The 19,984-nt window shown below is 42.3% G+C and carries 22 protein-coding genes; 7 read left to right on the top strand and 15 right to left on the bottom strand.

The features are described from left to right. The first annotated feature begins 106 nt into the window (after positions 1-106). A complete protein-coding gene (locus ELZ11_RS07425) occupies positions 107-712 on the top strand; it encodes an AraC family transcriptional regulator (protein ID WP_137356745.1) in 606 nt (201 codons plus the stop codon). Positions 713-849: 137 nt separating this feature from the next. Here ELZ11_RS07425 and ELZ11_RS07420 read toward each other — a convergent pair whose 3' ends face one another. Continuing rightward, the gene (locus ELZ11_RS07420) at positions 850-1,323 is read right to left on the bottom strand and encodes a hypothetical protein (RefSeq protein ID WP_137356744.1); all 474 of its coding nucleotides are present in this window, start codon (positions 1,321-1,323) and stop codon (positions 850-852) included. A gap of 18 nt (positions 1,324-1,341) precedes the next feature. Continuing rightward, on the bottom strand, positions 1,342-1,872 hold the full coding sequence (locus ELZ11_RS07415) for a nicotinate-nicotinamide nucleotide adenylyltransferase (RefSeq protein ID WP_137356743.1): 531 nt from the start codon (positions 1,870-1,872) through the stop codon (positions 1,342-1,344). 95 nt (positions 1,873-1,967) lie between these two features. Between ELZ11_RS07415 and nadE the strand changes: the two genes are divergently transcribed. After that, complete coding sequence (nadE, locus tag ELZ11_RS07410) at positions 1,968-2,798, top strand: ammonia-dependent NAD(+) synthetase (protein WP_137356742.1); 831 nt, start codon at positions 1,968-1,970, stop codon at positions 2,796-2,798. 118 nt (positions 2,799-2,916) lie between these two features. On the opposite strand, the gene ELZ11_RS07405 is transcribed toward nadE, so the two are convergent. Further along, positions 2,917-4,734, bottom strand: coding sequence for a hybrid-cluster NAD(P)-dependent oxidoreductase (locus ELZ11_RS07405; RefSeq protein WP_137356741.1), 1,818 nt, complete (start codon positions 4,732-4,734; stop codon positions 2,917-2,919). Between the two features lie 215 nt (positions 4,735-4,949). Here ELZ11_RS07405 and ELZ11_RS07400 point away from each other — a divergent pair, with 215 nt between their 5' ends. The 4 genes from ELZ11_RS07400 (at position 4,950) to ELZ11_RS07385 (ending at position 8,734) form a co-directional block, all read left to right on the top strand. Continuing rightward, positions 4,950-5,108 carry a YqaE/Pmp3 family membrane protein gene (locus ELZ11_RS07400; RefSeq protein ID WP_137356740.1) on the top strand — a complete coding sequence of 53 codons (159 nt, stop codon included), beginning with the start codon at positions 4,950-4,952 and terminating at the stop codon, positions 5,106-5,108. A gap of 185 nt (positions 5,109-5,293) precedes the next feature. Continuing rightward, entirely contained in the window at positions 5,294-6,322 is a 1,029-nt protein-coding gene (gene pyrC / locus ELZ11_RS07395; RefSeq protein WP_137356739.1) for a dihydroorotase, read from the top strand. A gap of 180 nt (positions 6,323-6,502) precedes the next feature. Further along, on the top strand, positions 6,503-7,684 hold the full coding sequence (locus tag ELZ11_RS07390; protein WP_137356738.1) for a GGDEF domain-containing protein: 1,182 nt from the start codon (positions 6,503-6,505) through the stop codon (positions 7,682-7,684). A 120-nt stretch (positions 7,685-7,804) separates the two neighbouring features. Then, positions 7,805-8,734, top strand: a complete 930-nt coding sequence (locus ELZ11_RS07385; protein ID WP_137356737.1) for a M14 family metallopeptidase — start codon at positions 7,805-7,807, stop codon at positions 8,732-8,734. A gap of 150 nt (positions 8,735-8,884) precedes the next feature. On the opposite strand, the gene ELZ11_RS07380 is transcribed toward ELZ11_RS07385, so the two are convergent. Together ELZ11_RS07380 and ELZ11_RS07375 are read right to left on the bottom strand one after the other, a co-directional pair. Next, positions 8,885-9,250 carry a DUF6404 family protein gene (locus ELZ11_RS07380; RefSeq protein WP_137356736.1) on the bottom strand — a complete coding sequence of 122 codons (366 nt, stop codon included), beginning with the start codon at positions 9,248-9,250 and terminating at the stop codon, positions 8,885-8,887. A 189-nt stretch (positions 9,251-9,439) separates the two neighbouring features. Further along, complete coding sequence (locus tag ELZ11_RS07375; protein WP_137356735.1) at positions 9,440-10,012, bottom strand: sugar O-acetyltransferase; 573 nt, start codon at positions 10,010-10,012, stop codon at positions 9,440-9,442. A gap of 480 nt (positions 10,013-10,492) precedes the next feature. Here ELZ11_RS07375 and glgX point away from each other — a divergent pair, with 480 nt between their 5' ends. Then, positions 10,493-12,538 carry a glycogen debranching protein GlgX gene (gene glgX / locus ELZ11_RS07370; RefSeq protein ID WP_137356734.1) on the top strand — a complete coding sequence of 682 codons (2,046 nt, stop codon included), beginning with the start codon at positions 10,493-10,495 and terminating at the stop codon, positions 12,536-12,538. A 47-nt stretch (positions 12,539-12,585) separates the two neighbouring features. Here the strand turns inward: glgX and ELZ11_RS07365 are convergent, their stop codons facing one another. The 10 genes from ELZ11_RS07365 to ELZ11_RS07320 form a co-directional block, all read right to left on the bottom strand. Continuing rightward, entirely contained in the window at positions 12,586-13,035 is a 450-nt protein-coding gene (locus ELZ11_RS07365) for a GNAT family N-acetyltransferase (protein ID WP_137356733.1), read from the bottom strand. A gap of 128 nt (positions 13,036-13,163) precedes the next feature. Continuing rightward, entirely contained in the window at positions 13,164-13,694 is a 531-nt protein-coding gene (locus ELZ11_RS07360) for a GNAT family N-acetyltransferase (protein ID WP_137356732.1), read from the bottom strand. Between the two features lie 118 nt (positions 13,695-13,812). Further along, positions 13,813-14,370, bottom strand: a complete 558-nt coding sequence (locus tag ELZ11_RS07355) for a GNAT family N-acetyltransferase (RefSeq protein WP_137356731.1) — start codon at positions 14,368-14,370, stop codon at positions 13,813-13,815. Between the two features lie 82 nt (positions 14,371-14,452). Then, entirely contained in the window at positions 14,453-14,692 is a 240-nt protein-coding gene (locus ELZ11_RS23905; RefSeq protein WP_137357036.1) for a hypothetical protein, read from the bottom strand. A gap of 129 nt (positions 14,693-14,821) precedes the next feature. Then, the gene (locus tag ELZ11_RS07345) at positions 14,822-15,238 is read right to left on the bottom strand and encodes a GNAT family N-acetyltransferase (protein WP_137356730.1); all 417 of its coding nucleotides are present in this window, start codon (positions 15,236-15,238) and stop codon (positions 14,822-14,824) included. 93 nt (positions 15,239-15,331) lie between these two features. Further along, a complete protein-coding gene (locus ELZ11_RS07340) occupies positions 15,332-16,216 on the bottom strand; it encodes an EamA family transporter (protein WP_137356729.1) in 885 nt (294 codons plus the stop codon). A gap of 150 nt (positions 16,217-16,366) precedes the next feature. Next, the gene (locus ELZ11_RS07335; RefSeq protein ID WP_137356728.1) at positions 16,367-17,146 is read right to left on the bottom strand and encodes a class I SAM-dependent methyltransferase; all 780 of its coding nucleotides are present in this window, start codon (positions 17,144-17,146) and stop codon (positions 16,367-16,369) included. 154 nt (positions 17,147-17,300) lie between these two features. Beyond that, positions 17,301-17,681 carry a DUF4087 domain-containing protein gene (locus tag ELZ11_RS07330; protein ID WP_137356727.1) on the bottom strand — a complete coding sequence of 127 codons (381 nt, stop codon included), beginning with the start codon at positions 17,679-17,681 and terminating at the stop codon, positions 17,301-17,303. A gap of 98 nt (positions 17,682-17,779) precedes the next feature. Continuing rightward, the gene (locus ELZ11_RS07325; RefSeq protein WP_137356726.1) at positions 17,780-18,136 is read right to left on the bottom strand and encodes a hypothetical protein; all 357 of its coding nucleotides are present in this window, start codon (positions 18,134-18,136) and stop codon (positions 17,780-17,782) included. 359 nt (positions 18,137-18,495) lie between these two features. Beyond that, on the bottom strand, positions 18,496-19,716 hold the full coding sequence (locus ELZ11_RS07320; RefSeq protein ID WP_374939809.1) for a carbohydrate porin: 1,221 nt from the start codon (positions 19,714-19,716) through the stop codon (positions 18,496-18,498). Positions 19,717-19,984: the final 268 nt, after the last annotated feature.

The following is a 19,984-nucleotide window of genomic DNA, read 5'->3' as shown; positions in this document are numbered from 1 at the left end:
TAGTTTTTACAAGGTCAGACCAGAAACTTGTAAAAACCTTGGCTTATTGTTGGCATTTTTGATTAATAACGTTAACCTTAGCGCCCCAAAAACTAAGGTACTATTTATGAACTTCGCTATTGAGTATACATCTACTACTTTTTCGCACTTGGTGATCACACCTCGAAAAAAGGTACTCAAACATAGTCTCATTCAAGTATCTCAAGGGCTAGCGCTCGTTAAACTGGGCAAAAATGAATACGCTGTAGAAGCTGGCCAGTCAGTGTGGATCCCATTTGATTGCTTAGTTTCTATCACCTACTTCCCGAATACTTGTGTAGAAAAGGTCGACTTCTCGATTCGATTACTCGATAACTTCCCGAAACAAGCAGGTTACGTGCAACAAACAGCACTAACGGAAGCTCTATTAGCTAAACTGGCACAACGAACTTCAGACGCACAAGCAACTGCAGAACTTCTTGCCGTTTTAAAGCAGGAAGTACTTGAGTTCAATCCTACATTGCTTGAAACAAAAATGAGCCAACGCTTTAATCAGTGGACATTGGAAAGCTCGGTACTGACGCAAGAGCAAACTCTCGTCATGGTGATGCGAGAAGCGAAAAAGCGCCTGCAATCAGGGCAAAAGAAAGTAAAAGTCGTTGAAGACTTATTCGCAGGTAAAATCGAAGAATTTGAACAGCTGTGCTGGTTAGTCTTTGGTGAAGAACTGTAGCCCTTCAGAAATGATTGTTTAATCACCTTTGTTAGATAAGCTAGGTACAAACGAATAGTAAAAAGCCGCACAATTTAAATTGTGCGGCTTTTTTAGTTCTTTCGATATCTTAACTATTCTTTGCGGATTTTAACCGATTAGAATGGTAGCTCGATTTGCATCATCAAGTCGGGCTCTTGATTTTCATGCCAGCGATAATCAAAACGCATTCGCGGCTCACCGTTCTTTTTATCGCCAAAGCCAACACTCAATTGAAGGCCATGGTTCATTAGCCACTCTTCCGGTCTCATTTGGTTTTGGTCCTCTTCGAGGTCTTCTGGAAGCCACATACCGATACCAATATAGTTACTGGCAATGCTTTGAGTAATGATCGGGGCATCTTTGGTTTGCAGAGCCCACTCGCTCCAGTAATCTAGAGGTTCAGGTTCTTCATCAAGTAACCCACCAAAGGTAATGATCTCGCGTCCGAAAGATTCAAAGCTATCAGAGATCCCAATGCATTCATCTTTACTCAACATGATCGACTCTTCACTAAAAAGATCACAGCTAGCACTTGCAGGCATACTGAACACTGCAATTAATACCGACGCTGTAGTCACTCTTTTTAGCATAGTTGTCAGACCTCTAGGTTATGAACTAGGAATTATCGTATAGAGTTTCCTATCTTGCAAGATTTTAGTTACTGATGAAGTAGTTAATTGTTCAATTCCTTTTCCACTCGCTAAAGCGTTGCGAATATCAGTACTACGAACAGGTAATTTTTCAGGACAAGCCATTACCGACCATTTTTTGCAGATTTCATTTGATTTATAAAAAGATGAAAATTTAAAAAAGTTATCTGGGCCAATCACAAAAGTAATATCGGCATCTGGGTGAATTTCTTGAATCTTATTCAGTACGGCAAATGTCGTGACGCTTTCACCAGGTTGGTGCAGTTCTTCTTCAATTAAGGATATTTGCACATTAGACAACGCCAAATCATGAATAAATGCCTCCAATAGCTGACTTCGAACCTCAAAATCCAACATATCTTTGCCCCATGCATGGGCAATACTCGGCACCAATAGCACCAAATCAAAATGGCTGAGGGAATCAATCACGCTCTTGTGTCCCAAGCTTGGTGGGTTGAATGCGCTGCCAAATACCGCGATTTTTTTCATGTTCTGTTGATGCCTTTGCAAATAGGTTTTTTAATCCATTGATTTCGGTATGATACCACTAGAAATTAAATTTGCTTGCAGGAAAAGGATACACAATGGAACAACTGATTCGTGATGAAATGCGTGTGCTTCCATCAATCGACCCTCAATTTGAAATTGACCGCCGTGTGGAGTTCATTAAAACCAAGCTACAGCAATCAGGCTGTAAATCTTTGGTTCTTGGTATTAGCGGTGGTGTTGATTCAACAACTTGTGGTCGATTGGCTCAATTAGCCGTCGATAGCTTGAATGAATCGTCACCAAGCAAAGAATACCAATTCATTGCGGTACGTTTACCCTATGGTGAGCAAAAAGATGAAGATGAAGCACAAATGGCGCTTTCTTTCATTCAACCATCGCATTCAGTGTCAGTTAACATCAAAGCTGGTGTTGATGGCCTGCACGCAGCATCGCATATCGCGCTAGAAGGCACTAACTTACTTCCGGAACAATCTAGCAAGATTGATTTCGTAAAAGGTAATGTGAAAGCTCGTGCACGCATGGTCGCGCAGTACGAAATTGCTGGATACGTAGGTGGACTAGTAATTGGTACGGATCACTCAGCAGAAAACATCACTGGCTTTTATACCAAATTTGGTGACGGTGCTTGTGATTTAGCACCTCTATTTGGATTAAGCAAACGTCAAGTTCGTGAGCTAGCTAGTACGCTAGGCGCACCTGAAGTCTTAGTTAAGAAAGTACCTACTGCGGATCTTGAAGAGTTAGCTCCTCAAAAAGCAGACGAAGATGCGTTGAACCTGACTTACGATCAAATCGACGACTTCCTTGAAGGCAAAGAAGTGACACAAGAAGTTTCAGATCGTTTAGTGGGCATCTACAAAGCGACCCAACACAAGCGTCAACCCATCCCGACTATCTACGACTAATCAAACTATTTGGCTTTGAGCTACATCGCCATTTCAAGTAAGAGTATTGAGCATCTAGAAAGTAACAAAAAGGGCGAGTATCGAATTGATACTCGCCCTTTTTATGAAGACCGATTATTTAGTCAACGACTTCAATGTCTGTTTCTGGAATGCAGCAACATGCTAGGACTTGACCCATATTGCGCTCATCTTCCATCAAAGCAGGTACGTCTGGCTGATGAACCTTACCTGATTCAAGTGTCACTTTACATGCACCGCAAAAACCAGCACGGCAGCTATTAGCAATAGACAAACCTGCAGATTCCGCTTGCTCCAACAAAGTCGATTGGTTGTCGCCTTCGAACATATATCCATTTAGGCTCAATTGAAGCTTCTTCACTTCTTTAGCTTCCTGCTGACTCACGCCGAACGCCTCTTGATGATAATTCACAGGATCCAGTCCTAATTGAATCAACATAGATTTCGCATTTTTCATAAAGCCATCAGGCCCACACACAAATGCTTGGCGATGGTGTAAATCTTCAATTTGAGCCAAATGTGCCACACTTAGACGGCCAGATAAGCTATCCCACTCTTTCGACGGTTGGCTCAGTGACAGCAGCACCTTCAACGTTGGATTCTTCTGCTTAATTAGTTCAAGCTCTTGCTTATATGGGATGTCTTCTTCACTGCTGCACTGGTGGTAAAACACCACGTCGTTAAGCTGTCGGTTATCAGACAAGTAACGCAGCATCGACATCATAGGCGTCACACCACTACCTGCAGAAAGCAGTAGCAATGGTTTTTCAGGGTTATCTTCTAAATAGAACGCCCCTTCTGGATTTTGAGCTTTAAGGGTATCGCCTACCTGCATATGATCGAGCAGCCAATTTGATACACGGCCACCATCAACACGCTTCACTGAAATCGCTAAGCGGCCAGGCCTAGATGGGCTAGACGACAAAGTGTAGCGGCGCGCTATGTGTTCACCATCGACATGCATTTCAATCGGTAGATGTTGACCAGGTTGATAGCTCGGCGTATCCCCTTTGCTTGGTTCCAGCCAAAAAGTTGTAAAGTCACGAGCCACTTCTTCACGTTCTACGCAGGTGAGTAACAAAGATTCTTGCCACGTATCCGCGTAGACTTCTTTTTCTTTGCTTTCTAACACTTCAATAGTGTCACCGACTCGAATCAAGCCTTCATTCTTTGCCACCAAGTTCTGACCGAAGAACACACCGCCACGTTCATTGGCACGAAAGCTTGAAAAAGTACTAAGTGGCTCTTTGGTTGGTCTAAATTCGCCAGTCTCGACATCAACAGTCGTTAGAATGCATCGCTCACACGCTTTTACTGCTTCAAATTCTACTTCACCAATTCGAATACGCTTCCAACTATCTTCGATAAATGGTTCTGAGCCAGACACCACTAGATTTGTACGAAACTGATCCATTGAGTGTTGTTCAGGACTACGGCGGTTGAGTTCATCCAACGAGGCTTGGCTAATCACCAACAACGGATAACCATCCGCAAAGCTCACGTTATGTCCCAGTTTTTCTCGCACGCGGTTAGACTGCTCACCACTAAAAAGTAGCTCAACACGTTGGCCTAGTACTTCACTGAACCAATCATCCGCAGCGTCTGTTGTGGTGTATGCAGTGAAATTGTCTTTCCACACAGTGGCTGGTGTTTCCTGCATTTTGAATTGTGAGTAACGAATAATCAGAGGCTGGGCGCCTGGGAAAGTAAAGGCAATACCGTCTTGCATTAAGCTCGATTTCACTTTAACCATGATTGGATACTTACGAGCAGTGACCATGCTTCCATCTGCTAACGCCAACATAAACCGACGGTCAAAACTTAGGCCTTGTTTTTCAACCCAAGCAGTAGATAGAGAAATCCCGCCAATGGATTTCACAGGGTAGACATTCACTTGCAATAACGACGACTGAGACATAACTAATCCAATGTTTATTATTTGCTAGCATGCTAACAAAACCCCATTGAGAGTTAAACTCAGCACCTCGTTCCCTTACAAAGATTCTGACATGTAAAACTCACCATGACATTCACTTACAAAATGCTTTACATAGCGTAATTAGGTTGAGATGTTAGGAACTTCATTTTCATAAATGCAGAGAGCAATAAGCTCTCACGTAAAAAGGACTTATTATGAATCGACTTGTACTGATCATTCTGTGTGTTTTGTTGCCGCCTCTAGGCGTATTCTTTGCTCGTGGTGTGGGCAAAGATCTGCTCATTAATATCGTATTAACTATCATTTTCTGGGTACCTGGAATGATCCATGCCTTGTGGGTCGCTACCCGATAAATCTATTTTTCTATCGAGCTTGCTCCCCACTGTTCATATTCAATAACACCAAAATGGTAAAAATAGGATGAAATAGTAAGGCTTTTCCTCTATCATCCTGTCGCCTAAACGGAAGCGATTGCTTTCACAGATTTTGCTCAGTTTAGGCTCCAATCACAATACACTTCAATTGGTGGGAGCTCTCAATGACACAACTTACGATTACTCGTCCTGACGACTGGCATGTTCATCTTCGCGATGGCGATGTGCTAACAGATACTGTTCGCGATATCAGCCGTTACAATGGCCGAGCGTTAATCATGCCAAACACTATCCCACCGGTAACCGATACCGAAATGGCTATTGCCTACCGTGAACGCATCATGGCAGAAAAGCCAAGTGAGCAATTTGAGCCACTCATGGCGTTATACCTAACCGATAACACCACTCCAGATGAAATCCGCAAAGCGAAAGCTTCTGGCGCAGTCGTTGCAGCTAAGCTTTACCCAGCAGGTGCAACAACCAACTCTGACTCGGGCGTAACTTCTGCCAAAAATATCTACCACGTACTAGAAGCAATGCAAGAAGTGGGCATGCTATTACTGGTTCACGGCGAAGTAACGCATCACGAAGTTGATATCTTTGACCGCGAAAAAGAGTTCCTAGATACAGTACTTGCTCCTATCGTTAACGACTTCCCGAATCTGAAAATTGTGCTTGAGCACATTACAACCGCTGACGCAGCGACATTCGTGAAAAACGCTAACGAAAACGTGGCAGCAACCATCACAGCTCACCACTTACTGTTTAACCGTAACCACATGCTGGTTGGCGGCATTAAACCTCACTTCTACTGCCTACCAATTCTAAAGCGTGGTACCCACCAGCAAGCATTGATTGAAGCGGCAACAAGCGGTAGCAAAAAATTCTTCTTAGGAACAGATTCAGCGCCACACGCAAAAGGCATGAAAGAAGCGGCATGTGGTTGTGCGGGCTCTTACACGGCTCACGCTGCGTTAGAACTGTATGCAGAAGTGTTTGAACTTGAAGATAAACTAGAGAACCTAGAAGCATTCGCAAGCCACAATGGCCCAGACTTCTACGGCGTGCCTCGTAATGCAGACACAATTACGCTAGTGAAAGAAGAATGGAACGTAGCTGAAACAATGCCATTTGGTGGTGACATCGTCGTGCCAATTCGTGCGGGTGAAACCATTGGTTGGACAGTGAAATAGCCCTCGCTTTCCAGCTATAACATTCAAGCCTCAACGCTCTGTTGAGGCTTTTTTATACCCACCTCTTCCCTGCACAAATCCCTTTCAAAATACTCAATCTCGCCTCTTTGCGGCCAAACTAGTCTAGACTTTAAACCGTATCTCAACTTTTCTGCATTCATTATTAGCATAGGCCTGCCTATGGAATTTAATCTCGATATCAGAACGCTCTGTGTCATTACTGTCGTTCTATCTTGCACGTATTTTATCGGCCTAATCTTGATTCAAAGGATTCAAGAGTACATTCCTGGCCTATTCACCCTAGCGTTCGCTATTTTTATGTTTGCTTTAGGCTTTGGGTTATTAAGCTTTGGCAATGACGCACCACTCTGGGCATCAAAAATCCTCGCAAACAGCATCATTATGCTTGGCTTTGCACTGATCGTTCATAGCTTGTGTCAGTTTCGAGGTGCCTCCTTTATTTACTCGAAAGTGGCGTTTCTGTTTTTCCCTATCGCCTGCGTCATGCTGATTTACTACACCCAATTCTATGTCTCTACAGTTGCCAGAATCGTAGTCGTTAGCGTTTACGTCAGCTTATGTACCGGAATGAGTGCTGTGATCATGGTAATCGGTCAAGCCAATGACTTACGTTTAGCAACTCGCTTACTCGCGGGCGTTTTTGCCCTACAAAGTGCATTTATGTTGGTTCGCTGTGGTGTTTCTCTTACCGGGCAAGACATCAGCAACTTCCTTCATGCTGGAAACATCCACCAAGTGGCCTTTTTAACCATCATTGTTTTGATCATTATCCTCGGCTTTACTTTTACTTGGATGATCAATGCTCGACTGGTCGCCGCCATCTATAACACGTCAATGAAAGACACGCTTACTCAAATCTACAACCGAAGGGCGATGGAAGAAATTGTCCCAAGAGAGCTAGCCCGTTCACACCGTCACAATACGGAGCTATCGGTGATCATCGCCGATATCGATCACTTCAAAAACATTAATGACAACTTCGGTCACCATATGGGAGATAAGGTGCTCAAAGGAATGGGTTCTATTCTAAAACGTAAACTTCGCCGACAAGATCTCGCATTTCGTTACGGTGGAGAAGAATTCCTGATCCTGCTGCCTGATACCAATGTCGACAACGCGGTAAAAGCCGCAAACAAGCTCAGACAAACCATAGAGAGACAACGATTTACGAAAGGCAAGCAAGGCAAGTGGACTGCAAGCTTTGGGGTGTCGCAACTCAACAGCAATGAAGACTGGGATTCAGTGATCCAGCGTGCAGATGAAGCGCTTTACCAAGCCAAGCATAATGGTAGAAATACCGTGATTTGTTCACGTAAAGAACACGTTCCGAAAGCACATTGATTCATTAACGTACTTATCAACATCACCATGAAAAATAATGAAACCTAATATGAGTTGCCTATCTTGAAGCGGCTGATTATGCTCGTGGCTTAAATGACGTGATCTAATAAAGGCAAGGTAATGCAAAGTACTTACTCATACCCAATCGGTACTCCTGGACAAAAGTGGCAACAAGCAGAGCGTGACGCTTGGCGAGAGCAAATGACCATCAAACGCGAATATCAACAAGAAGTGGTTCCTAAAATCACAGCGTTGGCAGAACGTTTTGATATTGAGCAATATGGCGCGCTTAGCTACGAGCCGTCTCGCTACCCACTGTTCGCTATTAAAACGAAAAATTGGGATGCCGCTAAGCCTACGGTATTAGTCACTGGTGGCGTTCATGGTTACGAGACCAGCGGTGTTCACGGCGCACTTAAATTCGCCGAAACTCAAGCAGAGAAGTACTCGCTGCACTTCAACATTGTTGTTGCGCCTTGTGTTAGCCCTTGGGGTTACGAAGTCATCAACCGCTGGAATCCTAATGCAGTAGATCCAAACCGCTCATTTTATGACAACACGCCAGCTGAAGAATCAGCAAACTTACGAGCGCTAGTGGCTTCTTTGCCGCAAGAGGTGCTTGTTCATATCGACCTTCATGAAACCACCGATTCCGATGAAACCGAGTTCAGACCTGCTCTCGCTGCACGTGACGGCATCGAATACATTGAAGGCATGATCCCAGACGGTTTCTACACGGTCGGTGACACTGAGAATCCAGTTCCTGAATTCCAAGCGGCCGTTATTGAATCGGTTGAGAAAGTGACTCATATCGCGCCAGCAGACGACCAAGGTAAGATTATTGGCTCTGAGGTCACTCAACACGGTGTGATCAATTATCCGATGAAGAAACTCGGTCTATGCGGTGGCGTGACAAACTGTCAGTACGGAACAACGACAGAAGTCTATCCAGACAGTGAAAAAGTGACTGACGAAGAATGTAACGATGCTCAAGTAGCGGCTATCGTTGGTGGTTTAGACTACGTTCTACGTGTCGCTGAAAGCAAGTAACATTATTCAGCGTTGACTTCTATGAGCTGAAATTCACTATGTGTTTCAGCTCATTAATTCAGATAAGCCAGTTTTTAGGATTACTGTTAGTCATTAAGCCCTATCGCTGGCCCATGCCAGCCAAGCGGATAGCTAAGCACAGTCCAACCTTTAAGAATCTTGTTCGTAATTAGTTTTACACCATTTTTCCCAGCTCATATTCCCAATTTTTTTACGTGCCTTTACAATCCGAATCGCCACGAAACCTCCCATGAACATGCCGAAAACAAGAGAAGTACACAAATAGCGAAACCAGTGTTCAGGGATTGAATGCCAAAGTATGAGCCACATTAACGCGCCCCACACTAGTCCAAACAGCAAACCTTGTTTAATAAGTACAGTAAATGGCGATTGAAAAACAAGTGGCTTAGTCTCAGTACATAGTAGTCGTGACCAGAGATTATAATTGTCTCGAGTTAAATCCGCTGGGATACCTTTCTCAATTAAGTGCAATTGAATGAAATCCATTTTGTTCATAGTGACCTCCGTTAGAGCTATAATGCTTTAGCAAAGGTTCAAGTTGAGAACCGTTCATACAATCGTACGAGACACTTCACACCAAAAATGCCACAACTTAAGATTCATTATTGAATACAAAGCATAGCGCCTACTCATTCAATACACGCGCTGAGCGTAGAAGTGAGGTAACCAATTGACTAAGGTGCTTTATGGTTGGTCGGCCGCGTTTATATTATCTTTGACTACTTTGGCAGGATTTCCTACGACAACCGTATTGGCAGGGACATCTTTTGTCACAACGCTCCCCGCCCCGACAACAGCACCAAAACCGATATTCACACCGGGTAAAATAACCACATTGGCGCCAATCCATACTTTATCAGCGATGTGAATGGGCTTAGCAAATTCTTCATAAGTGTAGCGAGTAGCCGCGTCAAGTGGGTGGCCCGCAGTACAGATTGTCACATTCGGCCCTACCATAACGTAGTCACCTATGATGACTTTGCCACAATCAAGAATGACGCCATTGGTATTAATGTAAAAGTTTTTGCCCACCTCGATGTTATAACCGTAGTCACAAAAGAAATTTCCATTCAACTGAGTCGTTTCATCTGAGCGACCAAACAGGCTTTGTATAAGAGTGCTCTTTTCATCGGGTTCAAAGCTTGTACTGATCTGGTGACATAATTTAGCAGCCTTAATTCTGTCTTCAGGCAACCCTTCTGTATCTGGGTTATAAAGCATCCCACTGACATGGCTTTTTTCTCTGTTGCTTAACATACTTCTCTACCTAAATACTTTGGAATCATACTGTCTGAAACGATGTTCTTCGAATGAAGAAGAAACATTTTTCGTTCCCATTTCAACATTACTTTGACGATTATTGAACTCAGTTCCAAGTTCATTCTCATCCAATATGTTTGATAATTTAAGGCACCACAAAACATCACCAGCTTGAATGCTACTGGTGGAATTCGACCATTAAAGTGACACGTTATAAGTAAGGTTATCGGTCCCCCCACGCCTATAACATCAAAAGGTGAGCTTCATAACACCGTTTTCTGCTCATGCTTTGAATCGTAATTCCGCAGTAGCCAAAACTCAGCCTTTCTATGCTGAGCATACTGTTAGTTAAAAACGTGTTTTCTATTAGCAATGGCACAGATTTCACTTTTGACTTCGAAATCCCTCCAGCTGGTGTGGATCTCTTTCTCTAATCGATTCTATGTTTGTTCTATCGGGCAGAAAGCAGGACAAAAGATGAATACTCAGCAATGCGATATCTACACTTGGATAGGGACACCCTACCCACTGGGTGCTTCAATCAAAAATGATGGCACTAACTTCAGCGTGTATTCCAAATCCGCCAGCCGAGTCATTCTCAATTTATATGAATCTGAAGGCGATGAAACGCCAAGTCGTCAATTTGAGCTCGACACCACCATACACAAACAAGGGAACTACTGGTGTATTTGGGTTGCCAATATCGGTCATGGGCAGCTGTACAGTTTCGATGTTAAACATGGCGAATCGTCATCGCAGCACTTTTCTTCTCTACTCGACCCATATGCCCACGCGTTAGTAATTCCCCAAGAATACAATCGAAGCTCTCGTCACCAGAACACCAATCACGCTAAGTCCATCAAAAGCCAAGTCATTGACCATAGTTTGTTTGACTGGGGAGAAGATTCACCGCCGAAACACCCATTCAACAAAACGGTGGTTTATGAGCTCCACGTTGCGGGGTTTACTAAGCATGAAAACTCCGGAGTAAACGAGCCTCTGCGAGGTAGTTATCTCGGGCTGATTGAAAAAATTGATTACCTAAAAGCGCTCGGTATCACGGCGGTTGAACTGATGCCCATTCAGCAATTTGACGCGCTTGACGCCCCTCATGATAAAAAGAATTATTGGGGATACAGTCCGCTCAATTTTTTTGCAACCCATGCTCAATATGCTAGTGATGGAAAAGCATCCACGGCAGTTCAAGAGTTTAAGACTTTGGTGAAAGCGCTGCATGCAGCCGATATCGACGTTATCTTAGATGTGGTTTTTAATCATACTGCTGAAGGAGGAAAACAAGGCCCGACTTTAGGCATGAAAGGGTACCAAGCAGATGCTTACTACATGATAAACGGTTCGGATTATGCGAATTACAGTGGCTGCGGAAACACCATTAATGCTAACCATAGCGTAGCGCGTAGAATGATAATGGACGCGTTACACTACTGGGTAACAGAAATGAGAGTCGATGGCTTTCGTTTTGACCTAGCTTCTGTGCTATCGCGTGACAGCTTTGGTGTACCACTCATTGAACCACCATTACTGCTTTCTATCGATTCCGACCCTATCCTTTCTGGTACTAAAATCATCGCAGAAGCATGGGACGCAGGAGGTCTCTATCAAGTTGGCTCGTTCGTAGGGGACAGATGGGTCGAATGGAATGGCAAATTCAGGGACGACGTTCGAGCGTTTTGGCGAGGCGACCAAGGTGTTATCACGGCTTTTGCTCAACGTTTAATGGGGTCGCCCGATGTTTATTCACAATGTAACCATAGTGAACATAGATCGATTAACTTTGTCTGTGCTCACGATGGCTTCACCCTCAATGATCTTGTCAGTTACAGCACCAAACAAAACCACGAAAACGGCGAAAATAACCAAGACGGTGAACACCATAACCTTGCAGCGAATTATGGTGTAGAGGGGCCTACAGACGATACGAGTATTGAAGGTCTTCGAACTCGGCAATGCAAAAATATGCTAGTCACCATGTTCCTTTCTTTAGGTACCCCAATGCTCAATATGGGCGATGAAATCAGGCGTACACAAGGGGGAAACAATAACGCTTACTGCCAAGACAACGCGATAAGCTGGATGGATTGGGGCAAATTAGAAGAACACGCCGACCTACATCGATTCGTCACAGCTTTAATACATCTGCGTACCAATGAGCCGTCGATAGAGTGGAATACCCATATAACCCTCCAAGATACAATTCGAAATGCTGAACTAGAGTGGCATGGAATACGCCCTTTTCAACCAGACTGGGCAAACCATTCCCATTCACTTGCGGTTTCTTTGCTGCACCCGATTATAAAATTACGTATGTATATTGTATTTAACGCGTATTGGGAAGACTTAACCTTTTCAATCCCCCAGCCAAAACAAGGGGTTTGGCATCAAATCATCGATACCGGCGCTAGTGAACATAACGACATTGTAGATATTGAACAAGCAAAAGCATTCAACGGTAGGGAGAAAATCGTAACGGCCCGCAGTGTGTTTGTATTGTTTGAAAAATAACTCACTACCACAGGCGATTGAGCTTTCACAATCTGGGGGATTGCTTATTACGCTTCTAGCACTTTTGATAGACAGATTGACCGACTTACACCAACATATTTTCCATACGCACATGTTTCAGAGTACGAATGGCGCGCATAAAAGCCCATAGCTTTTGAGTTAACTCTACGTGTTGATAAGACAGCCTCTTGATAGCCTTTATTAACTGCGTAACATTCGAGTTGCGTTAATAAATAAGAGCCTGCACCAGACTTTTTTGAGTACATTCGTTTAAGTTCACAAATGCCCCGCACATGATGTCTAAACACTCCACATGCGACAGCGACATCATTCAGATATACTACGATACATCCATCTTTCAATGGATTAAAAGCTTCATACGCAAACGAACTTTCACCTGAATCACCAGTTATCTGATTAAGAGATGAGTTCAGCTCAGCGACCAGTAGGCGAAAGTCTGAGTTATTTGGCTCTACCTTTTTATGTTCGAAATTCATACCTATTCGTTAACACTCCTTCAAGCCAGCCTACAGGTCTACAACTAATCCAAAAAAAGAGCACCATAGTCATTAAATCAATTTAAACTAACAATGCTACACATTGACAGAAGCGGTGGCATTGTTAGCTATAAGGCCGTTTTTGCATAAACCGCGGTGCCACTCAATTCACCTGATGGTAGCCTTCGGTCGTTTCGGAGTATCCCTTCGAAAGTATATCCCCCACGCTCTGCTACAGAACGGCTTTTCAGATTATGCTCGGCAGCTTTGATTTCAAGTCGATTAGCGTGAAGTTCCTTAAATGCGTAAGTTTCTACTGCTTTAACAGCTTCGGATACAAAGCCATGCCCAACACTCGAACTACGCAACCAATAACCAATTTCAAAGTACGGTACTGCTTTATCCCGAATGATTAACCCTATCGCACCAAGAAAACGTCCCGTGTTTTTCTCAATAATTGAGTAGCGCAACTCACCTTCAAAGTTCTCAAAGTTGTTTATCGCTTGCTTGGTATTTTCGATAGATTCAGCTTCAGTTAGCGCACACTGAACCCAAGGAAGATAAACACCAAGCTCGTCTTGGCTTTCTTGTATCGCTTCTAGCATTAAAGGTTGATACTCCATTGAAGGAGGCAACAGCTTTAGCCTTTCAGTTTCCATCTATCTCTCTCATTAACAAATGAACGAATGAACGAATGAACGAACCACTATCTAACCGAGTCCATTATGCTAAAAGACTGGCTCAGACAGAAAGGTGCCAAGCCTTGAGAATCAATAACTAAATACTTTGTTCTGCGTGATTTTTCGTACTTAGCGTCATTGTGGTTTCTGACACCGCTGTCCCTTCTATGCGGTAGCAATCTGATTTTTCTCCGACTATTTCAAAACCACATTTCAAATACAGATTTTTCGCAGGAAAATTATCGGAAAGAACATTTAGATCTAACCAATCGATATGTGAGCTCTCATTACAAAATTGAGCGGCACACTCAATCAGTTTTACCCCTAAACCTTGTTTTCTTAAACTCGAATCAACTCCCATGCCCAGCAACGCACGGTGAAATTTATACTCTTCGTTGTAATGACGTAAATCGATATGTCCCACAACTCGTTGATGAGAATCTTTTATGACCCAGAGCTTTCTCCAACCATGTTGACCAATGCGGCACTCGAAACCATCTCTAAATTTAGCCTTAAGTTGCTCTGATACTAGACAGTTTTCTTTAGATATTGGCTGGAAAAGTGGAGAGTCATCATTCGCATTTTCAAGAAGGTGAGCCTCTAGATATTCAAAGAAAGGCTCTAGATCCGATTGCTTTGCTTCAACTATTCTCATGTAGTCTCCTTCATACCTTTCGCGTTCAGCTGGTTAATGTGTACATCATCCCGAACTGAGTCATTGTGCCGTAACGTAAACCTCAATCCAGATAATCTGGTGTATGTAAATTCGTTCCGCATACGCAGCACTGGTAATCACCTGTAGGCTCACCTTCCATTAAAGCGCTCGCTATTGCTCCGAATAAACCAGAAAAGAAACCTTTCATTTCTTTTACCGATGTTTCTTCTGATTTAGAAAAACTTTTATACTTATGAAGCGTCACCTTTTTACAATTGCAGCAAAACGCTTTGGTCTCTTCTGAACCGTAAGTTTGAACCAACTTGATTGCCTCCCAAAGTTCAATCACCTAATAATTAACGTATGAATAACACTGACACATAGCCAAAAACACTGCATAAGTACTTTGAACGAAGACCGCCAAACCTAACAAGGCTGCCTGAACTTCGTATTATGTGATAATTTCTCGGCCGCGTTCCAGTACCCAACAACGCTCATTTTTTGTGTAGCCAATTTGCCCATAATAGTCATTCGCTGCTGGGGCTGCGATTAAAAATAGTTTACAAGTTGGTTCGATTTGACCTTGCGTCTGAACCTGTAACTGCTTACCGATCCCCAATCTTTGATATTCTTCATCAACCGCTAAATCCGACAGATAGCAGCAATAGTGAAAATCTGTTACTGAGCGAGAAATGCCAACGAGCTTACTACCATCCCAAGCGGTTACTATTAAATTACTATTAGCTAACATACCTTTGATGCACTTAAGATTTTCTATCGGCCGACGTTCGCCCAGCGTTGAACGCTTAAGCAAATCAATAAACTCATCAGCCGAGATCTGCTGATTTATTTTGTATTCGATACTCACTGTAATCTCCTTATCACATGTAGCCGCATTAAGGTGTACCCAAATTAGCACACCACATCGTACGCGAAACGAAACGAGCTCACGACGTCATTATTAAACACTTTGTTGTTCGCAGCTTTCGGCTGTTGAAGTCGCCTTCGTCTGCTTTATGAACCCACGAATTGAATACAATACTATGAGTAAAATAGCACTAGTTATTAATACCATTTCAATAAGCGATGGCGATGAATAGAAAATGGATTCAAAAAAGTATGAGATTACTGGGATTATCGAAAGTAAGCTTATAGTTAATGCTGGCTTGGTTACTTCCATGCCTTTCTGCAGCAAGAAAAAAGGAGCAACAAAACCAAACAGTGACAGTAATACCACCTCAAAGTAGCTTACCGGAACCTGCATCCCTGAATCGAACATATAAAGAAAGCTGAAAGTAGCTAAAGCGGACAAGACAAACCTATATGCCAAAGCCTCATCAGTAGAAAGAACATTGCTATTTTCTCGATTAGACCTAACTGAAATTGTCGCCGCCCCAACACCAGCTAATGCAGCCAACAATATTCCCTGCATAAGATCCGTATTCAGTACATTCGCTGCAAAAACAAACCCTAGAGTGAAAGCTATTATTAGGATTGTCTGAAGGATTCTGTTCTGGCTTTCCTTTGTTAGTATGGCTACAACTAAGAGCGCTATTGACGTTTCAAACAACGCTGCACTTGATGCTGGTAAAAAAATCAACGCCAAGTGAAAAGCCCCAAACGCCAAAAGTGTGTGAACATTTAGAGTAGCAATACAACGTGCTTTTTCCTTCGTAATCTTCACTTTTCCTTTTAACTGCAGCTTTAACCCAAACAACAAAGAGCAAAGAAAAAACGAAAGTGCAGAAAAGGTCATAACCTCTGCACTTGAAAACTGATAACTGACCTTTGAAAGAACAAAAGCCTGAAGTGTCACCGAAGCAACAATGAAGGATATCCCTATCATTTAGAATCCCATATTTACTCGCGAACAAACCATAGTGGGGTGCAATGACCTGACCGTCTCAAGGCACTTCGCAACAATATTACTGCTAACAAAAATGCCACGCCTACTGAATCAAATCAAACCGTTTGTTATATGCACGTACCAACGTTATTAGGCTATCTTTTTGTAAGCGACTATATGAGAAAGAAAAAGCAATGAATGCCGATCGTTAACCCTTATTTTGTATTCATTTTCATCTTCCGATAGCTTTTCCCAGCCCTTTCCAAAATATTCGTTTATATCATCAACTGCTTCATTGGCTTCTTTTAAATGCTTTTTACTCCACTGGTATGTGCACGACAATACCAATACCCCATTCAAAGTGGTTGCATCCATTAGTGCTTCAACTAAGGTTTTAGGCGACTCACATTGGTCTAGCACATTTAGGCAAGTCACCAAGCCAAATTTTTTGGTGACCACACCATGCTCGAAAGGAGCCTCTATCAAGGTGAAATCTACATGAGCACATGCACTTGCTATTGATGAAGCATCAAAATCCAAGTAACCCTGCTCTTTCAAACTTTTAATATAAGGAAATTTACACTGAGTGCCATCTATTAGTATTTGCTTAAAGTTAGATAATAAGCGCTTCGATGGTTCAACTACTGTGACAGCGTTGATAGTAGAAATATTGGAAATCAACTCATAACAGTTTCTTCCCAAGGCTGGCCCCACCTCAACTACATTTTTAGGGTAGAGATTGCCAGTATCGAGAGCTTCAATGATAAACCGAGCTACATTTTTTGAGTGACTTGACGAAATAAAAGAATCGGGAACTCGCTTAGATTGACTCTCTAATTGTTCTGTCATCCCATTTAAGCGCAATTTGTCAAACCACTGCATCTCGTAGTATGCCGCCAGTCCTTTTTGATCAATGTAAAAGTCGTCCACTTTTATTCCTTTCCATGAAGTTTACTTGCCTGTCAGCATATCGCTTTGTAAAGGAAGCGGAAACGCAATACACAAACCAGCGTTGGACACCACACGAGGCACATCGTTAAAACCCGCATATTCAGAGTTCCTTTTGATTGCTTTGTTAGGCGCATTATTTAAAGGGTAAAGGAATGAATTTAGTGATGTATATATCCTCTAAACACTGTTTTAAGCCCAATTGCTTAGCTTTATGGATTGCTATGACCGAGTTCTTCTCTTTATCTACATCCACAGTTAAACACGCACAACTAAAGCCATAATTACGATTTGTTCTAACAAATTCTTTGTTATTTTCAATCGCTTGGTAAGCTAACTCTAGTGATTGGTCATCCAAACTAGAATCTCCCCTTTGAAATGAAATATCCCAAGTGCCATCACGATCAATCAACCACATATTTGCTGGAGAAGGATTATCCAACCAACCGCACCGAGTTTCTGAAGCTCTACCAACCAATGTAAAAAACACAAAAAATAAAGTAATCCAAATTCTCACTACCTACTCCATTTTCCTAACACTCAAATTAAACACCAAAATCACACAAACTAAACCGAGACGAAAACACCAAACAAGTAATCTAATTAGATGACTTGTTATATACGATGTTCCGAAATTAGCTTCCAATCGTCAGCACTCAACACGCCTTTAGGTAAGTAAATATTGCGTTTCTGCATAACGCCCACTGAATATGAAACCTTCAATATCGACCCAACTTCATAAGGAAGAAAGCTACGCCATAAAGTGATGTCACATCCATAGTTATTCAAAAAAACATGACTATTAGATATTTTTAATGACATACCTTTAAGCTTTATCCATAGCATTAAAACTTTCACAGCAGCTCCTGCACTAAACAGCACCACAAAAATCTGAAATTGTTGAACGTAGCCGCCAGATAATAAATATAATAAACCTAGCCAAGCCATGCTAAATACGAACTCAGTTAACATATACTTTCTAAAGTTCAACCTAATGTAAGTATCAATAATTCCCTCCTTGCGTTAACAATTTTCAGACAAAAAGCTTCTGTATTTAAACCTAGAACCTTTCTGTCCAGTATCTTTCTTAATTTATTCGAATCTCATTCTACCTTTTATAACAATCACTTACCTGTCAAATAGTGTGACCAACCGACAAAATACAGAATTTCCATATAGCATATGATACGCTAAGACATTGAAACTATTTGGATACGACAGTGAGCAAATAAAAGGATCACTGCCTTAGTTTTATTTACACCGCGCTAGTTAAACAGACCTAAGATCGTTAATTTGATAGTAAATAGTGGGCTTATTTATTTGCTTATAATTTAGATGACGATACGCGCTCGAATACCTGCGACCCATGTACTTTCTTCATTGGAAAAAGCAGGGTTATAAATATATTGAAGGTTCGGGGTAAGTTCTAAGAATTCACTAAAGGCCATTTTGTAATAAACCTCTGTCGTCAGTTGTGAGCGCTCCCTATCTGCTACTGCTTTAATGCTCTTCATTACATTAGAAAAGCTTTCATTTACTTCACTCCAATTGACGGCAAGCCCAAGATTATTTTTAGCGCCACTTAACCCGAAATAACCGACACCTGCAGTAATCGAGCGATCATACAAACCAACATCACCTTCCGATATTCCTCCTCTCAAAAATGGCATGACTTGTGGTGTCACCATAAAACTGGCTGAAAAGTTAACTCCCTGGCCACTTTCTCCATTCACAAGGCTATGCTGAGTTCCTTCATCTAAATGCCAAAAGGTGACATGCACATTATCGGTATAGATTTGCTCTTTCGACGCCGTCCAACCCAGTTCAAATGTTGAAAATAGCCTGTGATCATTAAATAAAGTGTTGACCCCATTGGAAGGTTTATCTGAGCGTCCTTTACCATCGGCAACCCCCGCGATTGTGTAAAGATTGTTTGTTAGCATATGTCCAACTGCCAACCCTAGAATGCCATCATCAGGTAACCCAATAGAACCGGCTCCAGTACTGAAAGCAAGGTTAGTAAAACCATTCCAAGGGCTCGCTAACGCGTATACATCTACATAATCCGTCGTATCTAAATAACCGACCATAAATGACGAGTTTCCATCATTAAACTTTTGTTTCCAATAGAGGTTGGTTAGGCGAGCACCTTGATCGCTGAATGCCGGGGCTATCATTCCTCCATATCCGATACTAGCTTCATCAGAACTCCCTTGAAATGCGAACTCTTTAGGAGTCAGATCATCATACGCATGACGGTGTTCGACTTTCCACACGATTCCTCCTTCATGGCTTGTATTTACCCCGATCAAATTCCAAGAGCCATAAAAACGCGCCACGCCTGATGAAGCTTCAACAGCCCCTCCAGAAGTAGAGTTAGACGCGTTAAGGCCAAGCGCTTGATAATCTGCGCCAAACGTTAGGTGATGATTTTTCTCTAAGCTTTTTCTCCAACTCATTTTCTCTCGATTATTTTCAGAAACCATATTGTCTACGGAGTCAGGGCTTCCAAAGTTTGCATAAGTTGTAGCCGACCAGCTTGCAAGTGCAATTGCGAGTATATTGAGCTTGATAGGTAAGAATGGTTTCGAGCGAAGACAGTTTGGTAAATCGGGTGTATTGCTGGCACTCATATAATACTCCTAAGATGGTTATTCTTAGGTGATTATTGCCAATTCACACCTTAGGAAATGGGCATTTTCCGCCAAGCCTAAAGTAGCGTTAGGTGCATTAAGAGTATATTGAAAACGACTAAAGCATAATATTGTTATCCGTATAACGATTGGCAATTTAAGCTTGATAGAAATATCCACCAATTTT

Origin of the sequence: Vibrio profundi (assembly GCF_005281835.1) — a bacterium.
Taxonomy (GTDB): domain Bacteria; phylum Pseudomonadota; class Gammaproteobacteria; order Enterobacterales; family Vibrionaceae; genus Vibrio; species Vibrio profundi.
This window is presented reverse-complemented; position numbering and strand designations above follow the sequence as displayed.